13 protein-coding genes are annotated in these 16426 nt (G+C 53.6%); 7 read left to right on the top strand and 6 right to left on the bottom strand.

The genetic code is table 11. The annotated features are described in order from the left end of the window. The first annotated feature begins 181 nt into the window (after positions 1 to 181). Positions 182 to 1852, top strand: coding sequence for an ATP-binding protein (locus C5Y83_RS26660; RefSeq protein WP_158262535.1), 1671 nt, complete (start codon positions 182 to 184; stop codon positions 1850 to 1852). Here the strand turns inward: C5Y83_RS26660 and C5Y83_RS26655 are convergent. After that, a complete protein-coding gene (locus C5Y83_RS26655) occupies positions 1849 to 2481 on the bottom strand; it encodes an MBL fold metallo-hydrolase (RefSeq protein ID WP_199195144.1) in 633 nt (210 codons plus the stop codon). The genes C5Y83_RS26660 and C5Y83_RS26655 overlap by 4 nt on opposite strands. Positions 2482 to 2813: 332 nt before the next feature. Here C5Y83_RS26655 and C5Y83_RS26650 point away from each other — a divergent pair, with 332 nt between their 5' ends. Next, complete coding sequence (locus tag C5Y83_RS26650; RefSeq protein ID WP_105332832.1) at positions 2814 to 3710, top strand: DUF1571 domain-containing protein; 897 nt, start codon at positions 2814 to 2816, stop codon at positions 3708 to 3710. A 78-nt stretch (positions 3711 to 3788) separates the two neighbouring features. Here the strand turns inward: C5Y83_RS26650 and C5Y83_RS26645 are convergent, their stop codons facing one another. The 5 genes from C5Y83_RS26645 to C5Y83_RS26625 all read right to left on the bottom strand — a co-directional run bounded on the left by C5Y83_RS26645 (position 3789) and on the right by C5Y83_RS26625 (position 9922). Beyond that, the gene (locus C5Y83_RS26645) at positions 3789 to 4889 is read right to left on the bottom strand and encodes a hypothetical protein (RefSeq protein WP_105332831.1); all 1101 of its coding nucleotides are present in this window, start codon (positions 4887 to 4889) and stop codon (positions 3789 to 3791) included. Continuing rightward, entirely contained in the window at positions 4889 to 6310 is a 1422-nt protein-coding gene (locus C5Y83_RS26640) for a c-type cytochrome (protein WP_199195143.1), read from the bottom strand. Before C5Y83_RS26640 ends, C5Y83_RS26645 begins: the two co-directional genes overlap by 1 nt. A gap of 267 nt (positions 6311 to 6577) precedes the next feature. After that, positions 6578 to 7234 carry a hypothetical protein gene (locus C5Y83_RS26635; protein WP_105332830.1) on the bottom strand — a complete coding sequence of 219 codons (657 nt, stop codon included), beginning with the start codon at positions 7232 to 7234 and terminating at the stop codon, positions 6578 to 6580. A 177-nt stretch (positions 7235 to 7411) separates the two neighbouring features. Beyond that, positions 7412 to 9139: a hypothetical protein gene (locus C5Y83_RS26630; RefSeq protein WP_105332829.1), complete on the bottom strand. Its 1728-nt coding sequence runs from the start codon at positions 9137 to 9139 to the stop codon at positions 7412 to 7414. Between the two features lie 114 nt (positions 9140 to 9253). After that, positions 9254 to 9922, bottom strand: coding sequence for a hypothetical protein (locus C5Y83_RS26625; RefSeq protein WP_105332828.1), 669 nt, complete (start codon positions 9920 to 9922; stop codon positions 9254 to 9256). Positions 9923 to 10113: 191 nt separating this feature from the next. Between C5Y83_RS26625 and C5Y83_RS26620 the strand changes: the two genes are divergently transcribed. The 5 genes from C5Y83_RS26620 (at position 10114) to C5Y83_RS26600 (ending at position 16395) form a co-directional block, all read left to right on the top strand. Further along, a complete protein-coding gene (locus C5Y83_RS26620) occupies positions 10114 to 11571 on the top strand; it encodes a leucyl aminopeptidase (protein WP_105332827.1) in 1458 nt (485 codons plus the stop codon). Positions 11572 to 11727: 156 nt separating this feature from the next. Continuing rightward, positions 11728 to 13041: a lactate racemase domain-containing protein gene (locus C5Y83_RS26615; protein WP_105332826.1), complete on the top strand. Its 1314-nt coding sequence runs from the start codon at positions 11728 to 11730 to the stop codon at positions 13039 to 13041. Between the two features lie 90 nt (positions 13042 to 13131). Then, positions 13132 to 13731: a hypothetical protein gene (locus C5Y83_RS26610; protein ID WP_105332825.1), complete on the top strand. Its 600-nt coding sequence runs from the start codon at positions 13132 to 13134 to the stop codon at positions 13729 to 13731. A 196-nt stretch (positions 13732 to 13927) separates the two neighbouring features. Continuing rightward, entirely contained in the window at positions 13928 to 14554 is a 627-nt protein-coding gene (locus C5Y83_RS26605; protein ID WP_105332824.1) for a hypothetical protein, read from the top strand. 128 nt (positions 14555 to 14682) lie between these two features. Continuing rightward, positions 14683 to 16395 (top strand): flotillin family protein, encoded by a 1713-nt coding sequence (locus C5Y83_RS26600; RefSeq protein WP_105332823.1) that lies wholly within the window; start codon positions 14683 to 14685, stop codon positions 16393 to 16395. Positions 16396 to 16426: the final 31 nt, after the last annotated feature.

The following is a 16426-nucleotide window of genomic DNA, read 5'->3' as shown; positions in this document are numbered from 1 at the left end:
CTGGGGAGGGATTCGTATGTTGGGACAAACTAGGCAACCTTCGATTCTTTTCCGTCCGCCGCGACACGTCAACCAGCAGCCTCCTCATTGCCAGGGGGAGGCGAAACGTCATAAAATCAAGATCTGCTAGAGATTACTGCCGTTTCGCCCGCCGCAAGGTCATTCCTCGAGATCGAACAACTTGGCTTCTTTATTTGTAATTCAAGGCGACGACCAAGGACGTCGATTCGAACTTGCTCGTGACATGATCTCGATTGGACGGGACCGTGGAAATGAGATCGTGCTCCATGATACGGAAATCTCGCGTCGCCATGCCGAGATCCGTCGGACCGAACAAGGCTTCAAACTGATCGACCTGCAAAGCTCGAATGGGTGCTTTGTGAACCAGAGCCGAGAAACCGAATGCGATTTGCATCATGGCGATCGCTTGCAACTCGGTCATACGCTGATGATCTTCACGCACACCGCCAGCGCCCCGGCGACGCGGCCAATCAGCGTCAGCTTGCAAGAACGTCACCGGGAAGGATCGCGGATCATTCATTCGATTCGTCACGAAGAAGGAAGTCAGATCTTTTTTCCTTCGGAATTGCGTGATCAAGACGAATCACCCAATCTGCAAGACAACCTTCAACTGATTTACGATACGGCGCTCGCGGTTAGCCGCACGCTCGATATCGACCAATTGCTCGATTATTTGCTGGGTCTGATCTTTGATTGGGTCGAGGCCGATCGCGCATGCATTGTACTGATCGATTCTCACACCAAGCTCCCTGAGGCCAAGGCCCAGCGAGTTCGCGTCAGCCGACCTGGCGGCGAAGAGTCGATCTCCATTAGCCGAACCATTCTCGACTATGTGCTGACGAATTCCGAAGGAGTTTTGACTTCCGACGCTCAGGACGATCAACGCTGGTCGCCGGAAGGAAGCATCATCAACAGTGGCGTGAACGAAGCGATCTGCGTTCCCATGCAGGGTCGTTACGGCGTGGTTGGTGCCATTTACATCGATACCTACATCCCGCCCGATGTGACCTCAACGGCAACACGTTCCCGCTTTACCGAAGAACACTTGAAGTTGATGATCGCGATCGCTCATCAGGCTGCCTTGGCGGTTGAAGATACCCATTACTACTCCGCCGTGGTTCGCAGCGAACGCTTGGCGGCGATGGGGCAAGCAGTTGCGGCCATTTCGCACCACGTGAAGAACATCCTGCAAGGGATTCAAGGGGGAAGCTACATTCTGGAAGAAGGCATCAAGTCTGGGAAGATCGATGTCGTCAAACATGGCTGGGGAATTGTTTCTCGCAACCAAGATCGTATTGCCCATCTGGTAATGGACATGCTTTCGTTCAGCAAAGAACGCGAGCCTGATCGCTCGAACGCATCGCTCAACGATGTCGTCGAGGACGTGGTCAACTTGATGCGTCCGCGTGCCAAGGAACATGGGATCACGCTGGAATTCCGGCCAGATGTCGACCTCCCCATGGGACTATTCGACGACGAAGGCATTCACCGCGCGGCGTTGAACGTCGTAACCAATGCAATCGATGCCGTGCAAGATGCGGAAGAACCACGTGTCATTGTTTCGACTGAGTTTCGTGCGTCCGATCAGATGCTGGTCGCGACCGTGGAGGACAACGGTACGGGGATAACGCCGGAGAACATTGAGCGTATTTTCTCCGCGTTCGAGTCGACCAAGGGAAACCGGGGAACAGGCTTGGGGCTGCCCGTCTCGCAGAAGGTCTTACAGGAACATGGGGGCGATGTTTCGGTCGAGAGCGAACTGGGCCGTGGCACCAAGTTCACGCTCTATTTCCCTTGGATTGGCATCCCTTCGCCCGACACTCAGTATTAACCGCGGTAGCCGGCGGATCGCCCCACGAATGGGTTGGCTTCGATCTCGTCACCTACTGTCGTTGCCGGGCCGTGCCCAGGCAAGATCACCGAGTCTGCTGGCAAGGTGAACAATTTCTCTTCAATCGCCAGCTTCAAATCTGCGAAGCTGCCGTCTGGAAAATCGGTCCGTCCGATACTTCCTTTGAATAACACGTCCCCACCCAGAACGATGGTTCGCTCGCCATCGCGAACGATAAACACGACATGCCCCGAACTATGCCCTGGCGTTTCGCGAACCTCGAAGTCGATGTGGGCGACGCTATAGACATCCCCTTCTTTAACCGTGGCGTCCTCTGCCGGGCTGACCAGTGGCAACCCGAATGGGCCACTCAGATTCTTATCGGGGTCGGTCAGCTTTTCAGCGTCCCCCCAACCAATTACCAGCGGCGCCTCAGGAGCAAGCTTCTTCATTGCTCCATTCCCGGCGATGTGGTCGCTGTGTCCGTGCGTGTTAAGTATCGCCGCTATCTCAAGTTTCCGCTCTTCGAGTGCTTCTACGATTTTTTCCGGCTCGAACCCAGGGTCGACCACCACGCATGACGTAAGCCCCTCTTTGTAAAGGACATACGTATTTTCATCGAAGGGCATACTGGGAATTCGAAGAAAGTTGATCGCGGCCATTCCGGAAAGATCGCACTCCACTTTGTGGACAAAATTGGATACAGTGATTGCGCATGATAAACCATTTACCGAGATCTTGGTAATCTGTAAAACTTTGACGCTTGATTGGAAGGTATTCATCTTGCCGCCTCACCCGATGCGATAAGACGCTATAGGGCATCCTTTCGCTGTGGTGGCGAACAAGTCGCTAGCACGTGCCGTCGATCGCAAGATGACGAATCCGGCGCAGCTTACTTTTCGATTTTGAACTCGCAGGGATGGCGAGTAACTTTAGACCGGAACAATAACGGAGATTGATCATGACCAAGTCCCTCCTCTCTCGCCGGACGCTCCTATTGGGCGGAACGGCACTAGCCTGCGGGCTGACCCGGGCGACTTACGGTGAGGATCAACGTCAGGGGCTTCGCGAGCCCGTTTATCGCGTTTCCAATCGTACCAGCAACACGCAAGCTCAGAATGTTGCAACCGAGCATCCTTTGGCTCCGGCGTTGCGAATTGCCGAGAACGGCCTGAAGAACATCAACGAGAACATTCGTGATTACGAATGTACGTTGGTGAAGCGAGAACAAATTAGCGGCAAGCTGACCGATCAAGAGTTCATCTACACCAAGGTCCGTCACGAACAAGCCGACCCGTCAGGCAACCCAGCCAACCCGTTTGGCGTGTACATGTACTTCCTGAAACCTTCCAGCGTGAAGGGTCGCGAAGTGCTGTATGTCAAGGGTCACAACAATGGCAACCTCATGGCCCATGAAGGGGGCGCGTTGCTGAAACACGTCACCGTTTCGCTCGATCCAAATGGTGCCCTGGCCATGCGTGGCAACCGCTACCCAATCACCGAAGTCGGGATTAAAAACCTGATCGTTCGACTGATTGAAGTTGCGAAGCAAGATATGCAGTACGGCGAATGCGACGTGAAGTTCTACAACGGTGCGAAGATCAATGGTCGTGTTTGCACGGCGATTGAAGTGATTCACCCGGTGCCACGCAAGAACTTCCGCTTCCACAAAGCCCACATCTTTATTGATGACGAATTACAAATTCCGATTCGTTACGCTTCGTGGGAATGGCCATCCAAGCAGGGCGAAGAACCGCCGATGTTGGAAGAGTACACCTACATGAACATGAAGCTCAACAACGGCTTCACCGACAGCGACTTCGATCCAGCTAACGCCAAATACGGTTTTAACGTCTAAGCGTCTTCAAGATCGAAATGCGAAATCGAAAGTCCCGGTCGAATGGTTCGGCCGGGACTTTTTCGTGTCTGAGGTTGATTACGCCTCCGCCTCTTGCTCTTCGGATTCAAACGATTGGTGAACCCAACGAACGCTGATCGCGATCAGCCCGATAACGATTACTGCCGTTACGAGGAACAAATAGAAGCCCTGCACTTCCCCCACCGCCTCATGCTTCGCGAACAGAGCCGGATAGTCGATCGTTGCGACGCGAATCAGCTCTCGCACGACCGTCGCACAAAAGAGTAGTCCGATAACGAGGCCCAAACGCGGCAACGTCCACCCTTTACTCACGGCTGTTTCGGCTGAGATCCACGAGTAAATCAGCGCCGCCCACAAGACGAGCCCCAGGACGATCCATAAGACACCTGATCCATTGCTAACCGCAGTAAAGCCTGGTGTGGAAAGCCCGATGGCACCGAGCGAAGCGACCGCAAAAACTCCTAGGCCTGATAAAGCCAGTTGGCGAAGCCAGCCGGTGGTGGGCAAATCTTCATCGGTCGCGGTGCCTTCGCGAAGATAGGCCAACTGAGCGACAACGATCGATGCCATGGTCACGAAGGCGACACTCATCCAAACCGCACCGCGAGAAATCACCTTTAGCGTTGCGATCGGTAGAATACCGGAAGCAAACGTCTCAGGCCACGCTTCCGGTTGCGTTGCCACCAGGTAGTTAGCCGTCCAGCAAAAACCGATGAACACGAATAGTCCGGCGTTCAGAGCGGCGACCAATGCCCGCTGCCACCAGCGAAGACGTTCAAACCACTTGCTCTTCAGCACATACAACAAATAGAAAGCGGCAATGAGCGCCGGGATAACCACCATCCAGCGAATGCCCAATAATAGGTTGGCTGAATAGAAATGCTTCGGTAAAAGAAGCTGGATGAATAAAAGTGGAGCCACGCCGAAAGTGATCGCCGCGCTCAAGCCAAACGGCATCCAATCGCGGAGTGCTCGAATCACTGGATTGGCCATGAGACTCGACTCTTCCGAGCGATACCAAATGCTGGCCCCGATGATCAACAGGCAACCAGCCACTACATAATGCATTGCAAAATGGTGCGTAACAAACGTCAACAGATACAAGAGTTCATACGTGAACGACGTCAGCGGCAAGGAAAAGGGAAAAGGCAATTCCATTATTTATCTCCCTCTTCCGCTTCCAGTGACGTTTCACCTGGCAGAGACAACGGCTGAGTTCCGGCGTCATCTAACCACTTCTGAATCGTGTTTAAGGTGGCTTCTTCGTAAGGTGCTTCCGCCTCTTCATCGTTCCGCTCGTCAAACCACTTGAGGTAGCGGACCAGCGATTCCAAATCTTCGGCATTGCCAGCAAATGGCGGCATGAATGGCTTCGTATGCTGCAGTTTGGCGATGTTCATCCGCATCTGATCGGCATCCCAGGTTTCTGTCAGTTCAGAAACTCCATTGATCCCAGAAACCGTATGACAAACGGCACATTGCCGGCGAAAGACCTTGGCACCTCGAGTCGTTATCTCGCCAGCGACTGGCGTTCCGTCGCGTAGCGGATAAGGATCATCAACCAAGCAGCCTTCTTTCCGCATCTGAGCAACCTCGTCCGGAAAGATGCCGTTTGAGTACATCCAATACCGAATCGAATAAGGCTTTCGCGAACCTTCCCGAACGAACTCGCCGCCCGCCGTGGCGCCGAACGCTAATAGCAACAACAAGGTCGCCGTTGCTCCGTTGATGTACAGTTTTTGAAGATATAGCCCGACAAACGCATAGCCACCAATTGCCAGCGAAGCCCCGACAGCAATATTCAGGAAGAGAGTCATAGCAGGGCTACCGCCGGCGACCCATCCTTGGCTATCGGTCGGCATCATCAGATAAAACCAGACACCGAGAACTGGCATGGCGATCATCGGGACCAGTAAATGAGCCGCGTAATTGATCAGTTTGCGTTTGGCTTCCTGATCGAGCTCACTCATCGTGTTCACCACCACACAGGCCACTAGTCCGGAAAGTGTCAGGGCAACAATCGTGCGGAACAAGACACTCGGCCAAAAGGTTGGATTGAAAAATCCGGCGAACAACGACTGATCGGCAACCCAACCGCCGGGCGTTAGTTGCCAGCTGATGATGCCGTTGATGAGAAACAGGCTCATCCAGGCAGCGAACGCATACATACCAAGCAGTCGCAAACAGGCCGTATCGCTAATCCGCTGGTGATAGCGATAGAAGAGATAACCCGCGATGATCTCGAGCAGAAAGAAGAGATACTCGGTTGCCCAGATCCAGTGAAAGTTATGAATCATCTGGCCAATCGTCGGGGCACTCACCTGTATGGCGGTAAACCAAATGCCAACCCCAGTGGCAGCACCGGCGACGAAACTGATTAACACCAACCACTTGAAGTAGCCGTGCACAAAAAGCCGGGCGTTTTCACAGCGGCCAGTCATTGCCAACCACTGGAAATAGCAAAGCAGCATGCCACCACCGACGGCAAATTGCGCGAGAAAGACATGGACGATGGCCACCATTGCCATCACGATGCCCGGCATCAAGGGATCGTATTGGTTGACTGGAAACACTTCCACGAGTCGAAGGTCCTTATCTGCGGCGCCGATCAAGGGGGGTTACCACAAGTGTAGCAGCCTACGCAATTCTCGTCCCTTGCGACAATATGTCACAGCCAACTAACGACACTTTGTCAAAGAATAGACGCGATCAAGATTAGCGATGATCAGCCAGAACGTGAGATAGCACACATACGGCAAACTAAGCCCTGGAAAGAAAAAGCCGACATCACTCTCCCGGTGAAGTCGGCTGGTGCTACTTTATCGGAATTTCCGGCCGCTTTGGTCTTAGCGAGAAACCCGGGCGATCACAATAATCGTCAGGCCTAATTTGGCGTCTCGATGGCGATAGGTGTTAATTACGGCTGCTTCGTTGGCATTGAGAAGCGTATTCGATGTGAACGAAAGACTCTCCACACTTACTCCTTCAACGGCTCTAGTTCGCTGTGGCAGGGCGTACGCAGGAAGATGACGCAAGACGGTGACGCCGATTCCGAACCGTTCCTCATCCAAGATCCACGGCGTCGCTTTGACTTCCGTTTCTCCCATCAACAATCGAGTCTCTACATTGCCGTAAGGACTTTGGACGTTTCGAACTGGGTGAGATGTACCGAACTTGACCCACTGTTCGAGATCGTTAAATGACTTCAACGAAAATGAATTGACGTCCGAGGCTACCTTTTCGCCCGACTCCGGCAACACGTCACTGATGGCATCCTGAAGGCGGCTGAGTGGATGCGACTCGTGTTTCTTCACCACTTCTTCCACAGCTGTCGCGAGCTCGGCATCTTTCTTCGCGGTCGATCCTTCGGTACGGTGCGTTACGACGATCAAGTCCAGATTCAGTTTTTGCGGATTATCGGGCTTAGCTGTTTGAGCCGAAACCATCGAGATGTTCGTCGTGCTTGCGATCAAGAATAAGCACACGGAGAGGCAACGAATCATAAGATTCCTTTCACAGGGGATGGGGCATGTGGGGCGATAAGTAGTTAGCAAGTTCTGCGGGATTAACCCACACGATAAATCAAGCTCGAGATTAATGCGAAGCTTTCGCAACTTTGGCCGGAAAGACCGAGGTCCTAACGATAAGACGAACCTCGGCTGTGAAACGTTTTCGCAACGCTACGGTTTGATCTCGACCAAGATTAGTGTCTCTTCGTAAAGATCACCTCGATATTGGCCCGACTCACTGAACACGACCGGGGTGCCTGGCGACATCGTCAGATTGCCGTTTACCGACATCGTAATAATCGATGGTGGTGTGACTTGCTCAACGGTTCCTCCAAATGGCGTCCCGAAGCCACTGCGACCACGTGCAGCGTCTGGTCCCGGTTGCCGGTCTCTCACCGAGCTTGCCTGAGAGTTCGGAGCTGGCTGCTCGGCATCACTTTCTGGTTCTTCAGATTTCGCCTCCGTCGCCGAGGCTTCAACAAACGACTTCTCGAATTGAATGCTCAACATGTCACCAACAGAAGCCTTGGCAACCTGTACCATCGTGCCGATGTCGTTCGTGCTGTACGACACACCACCGCGTGAACTGCTTCCTTGCACGAACGGTTCTCGTCCGCCCCGTTGCACCAATGCAGGAGCAACCGGCGAAACCGTGACCAAGAAGTAGTCCTTCAATTGGACAGACTGGTTCTTTTCGTCAGCTAGCCAAGGAAGTAGCCGAGCCGAGAGTGAGGGGCCTGCCTTACCAGCCACGCTAAGAACTTCTTCTGAGAACGGCTGAGTCGGCAGTTTTGCCGATTTACGACTCAACAGAATGAACTCGACCTGAACAGACGTTGCTTCCGGGGCCTCCTCAACCGCAACCATCTCTCGAACTTCTTCGACGGGTCCGTCTGTTGTGGCTGTGGCCGGATCTTCAGATGACTCCGCATTAAGCATTCCAACGAGCTTTCGACGGTAATCTTTAAACCGGTCCTCCTCCGCTTGTCTCTGTCGTGCCGTGATCGCAGTCTTTTGGAGCCAGGACATGGCATCTTGGAATTGCTTGAGCGTGACTTGAGCCCCTGGCTCAGCTTGCCTTCCCTGGACAAATCGAAGTCGCAGCATCTGGGGCAACGAATCAATCTCATCCCCTTCCAACACACCGTTGGCATCTTCATCAAAGTGTTGGAAGTAGTCGCGATGTTCATCACTCGACATCGCAATCGCGGTCGATGTTGGCGTCTCCGTCGTGACATCATCTGCGGCTTCGACCACATCCGTCACGGCGACTGACTTCTCTTTCGCGTCGGTCACAGCTAGAAATGCGGCAATCTTCTGCCGAAGTGGCTCCGGCGTGGCTGCACTCGAAGCTGAGCTCAAGCCCGATTCGATTGCGATCGATTCCGGAGACTGCTGAACTTCGCTCGATCGAACATAATTACCAAACGCGTCGAGATACTCAGAGAAAACGACGGCATCCTGGTCTCCAAACCTCTTCAAAAGTGAGTCTCGTAAGCCAGCCGGCAACACGATCGTTAATTCGTCTTGAGACAACTTACCGTCATTGTTGCTATCCCAGCGGGCAAACGCAGACTTCTGGTCCGGCTCGCTGCGTGGATCGTATCCCTTCAAGCGTTTGAAGTGCGTGGCGGCCTGCATGATTCGATTACTGCTGACACCTTGATCGTCCGTCGCCAGATTGGCCAGCAACTGCTTCATCGCCTCGGGAAAGGGAGCCAAATATGCAGTGAGTTCGTCTTGTTCTAGAAGACCACTACCATCGGTATCAGCCTTTTGAAAATCTTCCAGGTAACCTCGAATCGACGTGGTGGTTAGTTCGCCGACTTGAGCCCAGCAAACATTCGTGTAGCAGAAAAGACAGAGAGTAATAATGAAGGGGCATAATCGAGCATTCACGGGGGCATCTCCTGAACGAATGGATCGTCGCGCGAAGACTATCTTACCCCCCGGGTGGTACGTCATGCAAAAGAAATTCGTGAACCGCAAATCACTCAGCGACAGCTTTTCTAGTTACTTTCCGTTGAAGTGCGGAATAACTCGAATGACGACAACCGTTTCCTCTGTTTCTACCTGGCCGTTTTTCTTCGTCTCGCTAGTCATTCCTCCGACGACCTCCGGCATGTGCGGGTGCAAAGTAAGTTTGCTATCGATCCAGAAACTTCGAACGCCTGCGACGCGAATCGACTTTCCTTCCGTTTCGCTTTGCTTCCAGACTTCCGTGCGATCGTCTCGGTTTCGTTTGGACACGCGGAAGTTGACATCGAATTGGTCGTTCTTTCCTTCCTGGCAGCGAAGTATCGCTTCTATGCCGAGAGGCAACGGAAACTCGGCGCTGCCATCGGCAACTTCCCCACTGGCCGTAAAACCAAGCCCACGTTGCGTCCTGACTTCCACTTCTTCACCCAACGGTATCTTTGCTTCGAGCAGGTCGATCGTGAACTGCCTCCGTTTCTGATCCCGGAACCAAACCTCAAAGAATCGGGGCAAGCTCTCGGTAGAAACTTCGGAATCATGAAGCGCCTTAGCAAGCTCTTCTTTGAACGAAAGATGGTTCGTTTTGACCTGAGAACGGGCGACGATCGACACCTCAATCGTTACTTTGGGGGATTCGGCATACAAGGTAGCCGAGATCAGCGCCCATGTGGCAATCATTACCCAGCTAAGCGTCAGCTTGTTCACCGTTAGGCCCTCATCGGTAAGTATTTTCTACACAATGACTTGCAGATCCCTGCAGCGTGAATTGAGCTCTTTTTCTCTATACAACCGTGCACCTGAACGGCACTGTATCGAAACGCTCCAGAGCGGTACAATGGCGAATTGCGATGGGCAGCGCGAAAGTAAACCTTGCGAAAAGAAACGAGATAAGACTGATGAAGGTAACGGGTACTGAATTGAAGATCGCCGACTTTTCGGGCGATGTCCTTGTTGTCGGGGCTTACGAGGACGGGCTTTCGCCTCCGGCTGATCAACTCGATACCCTCATCGGCGGTGCGATTACCCGTTTGGTCGAATCGGGCGACATTTCGGGCAAACCGAACGAAGTCACCACGATTCTGGCACCGAGCGGGTTTGCAACACTTCGCGTCTTCGTGATCGGTCTCGGCAAGAAGGAAGACCTCAACATTCGCCGTGCGTACGAAGCGGCCTGCTCGGCAGCGGTTGCTCTATCGTCGAAGAAGGTAGAGAAAGCTGGCTTCTACCTCGACGACTTCTGGCCGTCGGAAGTGATCGAACAAGCGATCGCTGGGGCGGTCGTTGGTTGCCACGGCCAAGATCTTTATCGCAAAGAGAAGAAACAGAATCCGCCCGGCGAAATCGTCTGGAGTTCGGCCACGCAGGAGAATCTGGAAAAAGGGATCTCGCTGGGTAACTCGATCAACTTGACCCGTACGTTGGTTAATCGATGTGCTAACGATATCTACCCAGCTACTTTCGCGGAAGAAGCTGCCGTCGTCGCTGAAAATCACGATTTGAACATTGAGGTCTGGGACAAAGCGAAGCTGACAGAAGAAAACTGCGGTAGCCTTCTCGCAGTCGCTCGAGCTTCGGTTCGCGAGCCTCGCTTGGTGATCCTTCGATACAACGGTGGCAAGAAGGGTGAACCGCCCATCGCGCTCGTTGGCAAAGGTGTGACGTTCGACTCAGGCGGTCTTTCGCTTAAGCCTTCTGACAGCATGATCACCATGAAAGGCGACATGGCCGGCGCGGCAACCGTGCTGGGTGCGATCAAGGCAATTGCTGCTTGGAAATTGCCGGTGAACGTTGTGGCCCTTTGTGGCTTGGTCGAGAACATGGTCTCTGGCGACAGTTACAAGCTGGGCGATATTTTGACATCGCGCAGTGGTAAGACGATCGAAGTTCTCAACACCGATGCGGAAGGCCGTTTGGTCCTGGCCGACGTTCTGAACGTTGCCCTCGACGAAAAGCCAAGTGCCATCGTCGATCTGGCGACCCTGACCGGTGCCTGCGTGGTGGCTTTGGGTACCGACACTGCCGGCTTGATGACCAACGAACCAGATTGGTGCTACGAGGTGCAACAAGCGTCGCTGGCCACCGGCGAAAAGATGTGGGAACTGCCAATGTACCCAGAGTTCGGCGACCAAGTCAAAAGCCAGATTGCTGACGTGAAGAACGTTGGTGACGGCCGCTGGGGTGGTGCGATCACGGCCGCCAAGTTCTTGGAAGAGTTCGTCGACGAAACTCCTTGGACCCACATCGACATCGCCGGTCCTTCCTTCGCCGAGAAACCAAAGCCATATTGCAGTGGTGGCGCCACCGGTTTTGCGGTTCGAACTTTGTTGGAATTGGTTCGACGCCAAACCGCCTAAAGTAATTACGATATTGCACTGCTGCCCCTGGCGTTAACCTTAACTGGCCGCCTGGGGTGGCTAACTTGCCGCCTCCCCTCGGTTCCTACGAAAGGGGAGGTTCTCTCCGACTCTTCGCTTCTTCTTCGTTACACCTAAGTTTGGATTACCCTAGCCATGCCTTGGATTTCCGAGACCGCAAAAGAAATCAAAAATCCAGAGTTACTTGCTATTCTCGATCAGGCCATTCAGCAGGCCCGCGAGCGAATCTGCGGCACGCCAAAACGCGTACTCCTGCTCCCCCCCGACATCACTCGTATGCACTCCGGTGCTGGCTGGATCACCGAGTACTTCTGGGAGAAATTGAAGGACGAAGCGGAGATCCATGTCATTCCGACATTGGGGCAACACGAGCCACATACGCCAGAACAAAACAAACAGATGTTCGGCAACATCCCCAACGAAATCATTCATCCGCACGATTGGCGTGATGGGTGTGTGAAGGTGGGCGAAGTCTCAGCGGAATTTGTGGAAGAGATCAGCAATGGTGCGGCCGATTGGGCAATTCCCATTTGGCTTAACAAGATGCTGATGGAAGAAAAGTGGGACCTGATTATTAATATCGGGCATGTCGTCCCGCATGAAGTATTAGGCTTCGCTAACCACAACAAGAACTACTTCATCGGCCTGGCAGGCAAGGACTTGATCTGCACCTCGCACATGATGGCAGCAAGTTGCGGGATCGAAAACAACCTCGGTAATTTGATCACGCCAGTTCGTGCGGTCTTCAACAAGGCCGAAGACGAGATGCTGGGCGATCTGCCCGACTTCTATGTCCAGGTCGTCTTAGCGCGAAATGAACAAGGCGAACTGGTCCACACCGGCATCCATATCGGCGACGACCTGGAAACCTACTTGGCCGCCGCTCGTCAGTCTCGTGCCGAGAACATCACCGTCTTCGACGAGCCCGTCAAGAAGATCGTCTGCGTAATGCAGGGCGATGAATTCTTCAGCACATGGGTCGCGAATAAGAGCGTCTACCGCACGCGCATGGCCTTGGCCGACGGGGGCGAACTGCTGGTCATCGCCCCAGGCCTCAAGCGATTCGGCGAACAGCCAGACGTCGATGCGTTGATCCGCAAGTACGGTTACCAGCCGACCGATAAGATCCTGGAACTGTACAAGCAGAATGAAGACATGCAAGACCTGGCACACGGGACGGCTCACCTGATGCACGGCACGTCGGAAGGTCGTTTCACGATTCGATACGCACCTGGGCATCTGACCCAGGAAGAAGTCGAGCAGGTACACTTCGCCTACGCCGATTACGAGGAAACGATTAAGCGTTACCCAATCGAGCAAATGAAGGAAGGCTTCAACACGATGCCGGATGGTGAAGAAATTTTCTTCATCGCGACTCCATCAGCCGGCTTGTGGTGCACGAAAGAGAAACTGTACAACCGCCCTTCGGGATTTGCCCAAGAGGATTAGGTGAGCTAAATCCGTAAGCGATTCAAGGACGCCTCTGCGAAGACGGCGTCCTTTTTTAATCTCGCGTTTGATTCCAACGATTGAATCACAATGAAGTACGCACAGATTCTGCTGATTCTTATCTTGGTGGTGCTTCTGGTTGCTACCTGGGGCCGAATCGATAACTACTCGCTCGTCACGGATCGCGACTGGATTGCCACCGAAACGAAGAACGTGAAGCAGGATGTCCAGAAATACTTGTCAGCCGTTCGAGAGTTTGATGTGGAACCCATGATCGAGCTCGCTCACGAGTCGGTTCTCCTTTCTGAAGGAGGCGAAGAAACAGTCCGACGATTCTTGCAGCAGGGCTTCACTACTGCCCGGCAAACGGGCGTCTCATTTGACGATTTTACCATTCTCGGTGAGCCGGAGTTCTTCCGAACAAAATATGACGACTTTGCAGTGATTCGCACCAAACTGGTTGTCTCGTCGCCGGAAAACACCGTTTGGCTAATCGGCTATTTCGTCGGTCATAAGAAACAGCATGAAGGCTCCTGGAAGTACTTCGATGCTTCTGGCGGAACCGCCAATGCGGAAAGAACAATCAAATATCACCTGGAAGAACTCCCGGAATTGCTCACTCTACCGGAATGCTCTACGAAGATCGTTGCCTCAAGAGAACCTGCCGAGTTGGAAACTTCTGAGCTTTGACAGGCTACGTCATTCGATCTATCCCCCTCTTTCCGGGGAATTCTATTTGACGCCTGCGTCGTCGTAACCCAAGATACGGACAGCCCCTTCCCTCTAGGCGGATTCCCGTTTTCCGGTCCAAGATTCCCGCATATTGGGCGAATACCTGGGTGAAGATGCTCCTGCGTTTATCTCATCCCATTGAAAGGTCAGTTTCATGTACTGGGTATTTCTGGTTTGTGCCGTCATGGCCGGATCGGTGTTCGTGGTCCAGTTTCTTTTGGCCTTACTGGGAGTCGGCCTGGATGAGTTCGATATTCCAGACGACATGCCCGATGATGCTCCCCACGACTTCACCGGCGATGCGCACGGCTCCACCTGGTTGTTCGGGGTGATCTCGTTCAAGACGGTAGTCACTGCATTCACGTTCTTTGGAATTGCCGGAATGGGTAGCCTTTCCGCAGATCTGGGCGAGCCTCTTTCCTTTGTCATTGCAGTGGCCGTTGGTCTGGCAGCGATGTACACGGTCCACTGGATTATGCAGCTGCTGTATCGACTCAATAGCGATGGCACAGTGCAGATTGACAATGCCTTGGGCTGCCACGGAAACGTTTACATTCCGATTCCTCCCATGAAATCAGGCGTCGGCAAAATTCAACTTCGAGTTCAAGATCAAATCGTAGAGTACGCGGCGCAAACGTCGTCTCACGAAAAACTCGCCACAGGCACGCCTGTGGAAGTTACCGAAGTGATTAGCCCTACGATTGTTCTCGTCGAGCCGATCACGGCTAAGCCCCCCTCATCCGATCCGGCAGAACCGGAAGAGGCGGCACATTCGCACTAGCAGACATCCTCTCTCTGCCCTCGATATTCGTAGAATTCCCCGAGCGTGACCTAAATAAGCATAGACATTCCTGCGCGCAGATTGCGCCAGCAGCGAGCCCCCATCCTTAGAAAGCGAGCTCAACAACCATGCCCACACTATTTGCACAAGGCCCAGAGGGTTGGTCCGACAACCCGTACGTATGGCTCACCGGTGGCGTCGTCCTGTTTCTGATGTTCCTGTTCACCGTCTTCATCGCGATTGTCAAACAGTACAAGCGATGTCCGAGCAACCGCGTTCTGGTTGTGTACGGTTTGTCACGTAGCGGTAAGTCTTCGCAAACCGTTCATGGTGGAGCGAAGTTCGTGATTCCTCTGGTACAAGACTACGCGTACTTGAGCCTGGAACCGATCCAGATCGAAATTCCCTTGCGTGGTGCTCTTTCGTCAGAAAATATCCGCGTGAATGTGCCCAGTTGTTTCACGGTCGCCATCGGCACGACGCCTGGCGTGATGGACAACGCCGCAGTTCGTTTGCTTGGATTGACCACCAACGAGATCCGCAAGCAAGCGGAAGAATTGATCTTCGGTCAGTTGCGTCAGGTGATTGCTTCGATGCGGATCGAAGAGATCAATCGTGATCGTGATACCTTCCTGGAACACATCCAACGCAGCTTGGAACCAGAACTCAATAAGATCGGGCTTTGCTTGATCAATGTGAACATCACCGACATCACCGACGAGTCTGGCTACATCGATGCTATCGGCCAAAAGGCTGCATCGCTCGCAATTCAACAAGCTCGTGGTGACGTGGCTGACAACGAAAAGATGGGTGAAATCCGCGTCGCGTCCGCTCAGCGTGACCGTGAAGTGGAAGTCGCCAACGCGACTAAGGCTCGCATGATCGGTACGCGTGAAGCGGAACGAGAACAAGCGATCCGTATTGCCGAACTCGAAAAAGAACAAACGGTCGGTGAGCGTGCCGCCGAGTACGAACGAGAAGCGAAGGTGAAGGACGCCGAACGTGAAAAGCGTATTCGCATTGCCGATGCAGATGCCGCAGCCACCATTGGTGAACGAAACGCTGAGTTCGACCGGGAAGCAGCCGTTAAAGATGCCGAACGTGAAAAGCGTATCAAAATCGCCGACGCGGATGCCTCCGCTATCGAGGGTGAAAACCTTGCTGAAGCGAAGGTCGCCAAGTCGAAGGCTGAATTGAACGTCAAACGAGCCGAAGCGTATGAACTGGGTGAAATCCGCAAACGGGAAGCAGACGGTGCGGTGAAGGAAGCCGAAAATCGCGCCCTGGCGAAAGCTGCCATCGCCGAAGCCGAACGTGTGGAAGCGGAGCAGCGTGCGTTGCTGGAAGCACCGGCCAAAGCCGAGAAGGCCAAGATCGAAGTCGATTCGGCCGCCGAAGCTGCTCGCCGACGAATTCTCGCTCAGGCCGAAGCTGATGCGATCTACGCCAAGTTGGAAGCGGAAGCCCGTGGTGAATACGAAAAACTGGCCAAGAAGGGTGAAGGTTTGAAAGCCATCGTCTCGGCCTGTGGTAGCAGCAAGGAAGCATTCCAATTGTTGCTGCTGGAACACCTCGACAGTCTGGCCGAATCGTCCGCTAAGGCGATCTCGAACATCAAGTTCGACAAGGTGGTCGTCTGGGAAGGTGGCAATCAGAACGGCCGCTCGAACACCGCCGACTGGCTCAGCGGCATGGCAAAGACGCTGCCTCCGATGATGCAGGTCATGAAGGATATCGGTGGCGTCGAACTACCAGAAGCGTTGATTCGTTACGCCGAAGACCCCGAATCACTGGCCAACGGCAAGAGCAAACCAGCCGAAGCGGAACCCTCCGCCAATTAGTTGGTTCACCCAGAGTTCAAAGATGAAGGCC

Source organism: Blastopirellula marina (assembly GCF_002967765.1).
Taxonomy (GTDB): domain Bacteria; phylum Planctomycetota; class Planctomycetia; order Pirellulales; family Pirellulaceae; genus Bremerella; species Bremerella marina_A.
This window is presented reverse-complemented; position numbering and strand designations above follow the sequence as displayed.

Excerpts from the sequence above, each read along its gene's own strand:
- C5Y83_RS26655 (WP_199195144.1), bottom strand. The coding sequence starts at position 2,481 with ATGCCCTTCGATGAAAATACGTATGTCCTTTACAAAGAGGGGCTTACG.
- C5Y83_RS26650 (WP_105332832.1), top strand. The coding sequence starts at position 2,814 with ATGACCAAGTCCCTCCTCTCTCGCCGGACGCTCCTATTGGGCGGAACG.
- C5Y83_RS26645 (WP_105332831.1), bottom strand. The coding sequence starts at position 4,889 with ATGGAATTGCCTTTTCCCTTTTCCTTGCCGCTGACGTCGTTCACGTAT.
- C5Y83_RS26635 (WP_105332830.1), bottom strand. The coding sequence starts at position 7,234 with ATGATTCGTTGCCTCTCCGTGTGCTTATTCTTGATCGCAAGCACGACG.
- C5Y83_RS26620 (WP_105332827.1), top strand. The coding sequence starts at position 10,114 with ATGAAGGTAACGGGTACTGAATTGAAGATCGCCGACTTTTCGGGCGAT.
- C5Y83_RS26615 (WP_105332826.1), top strand. The coding sequence starts at position 11,728 with ATGCCTTGGATTTCCGAGACCGCAAAAGAAATCAAAAATCCAGAGTTA.
- C5Y83_RS26610 (WP_105332825.1), top strand. The coding sequence starts at position 13,132 with ATGAAGTACGCACAGATTCTGCTGATTCTTATCTTGGTGGTGCTTCTG.
- C5Y83_RS26605 (WP_105332824.1), top strand. The coding sequence starts at position 13,928 with ATGTACTGGGTATTTCTGGTTTGTGCCGTCATGGCCGGATCGGTGTTC.
- C5Y83_RS26600 (WP_105332823.1), top strand. The coding sequence starts at position 14,683 with ATGCCCACACTATTTGCACAAGGCCCAGAGGGTTGGTCCGACAACCCG.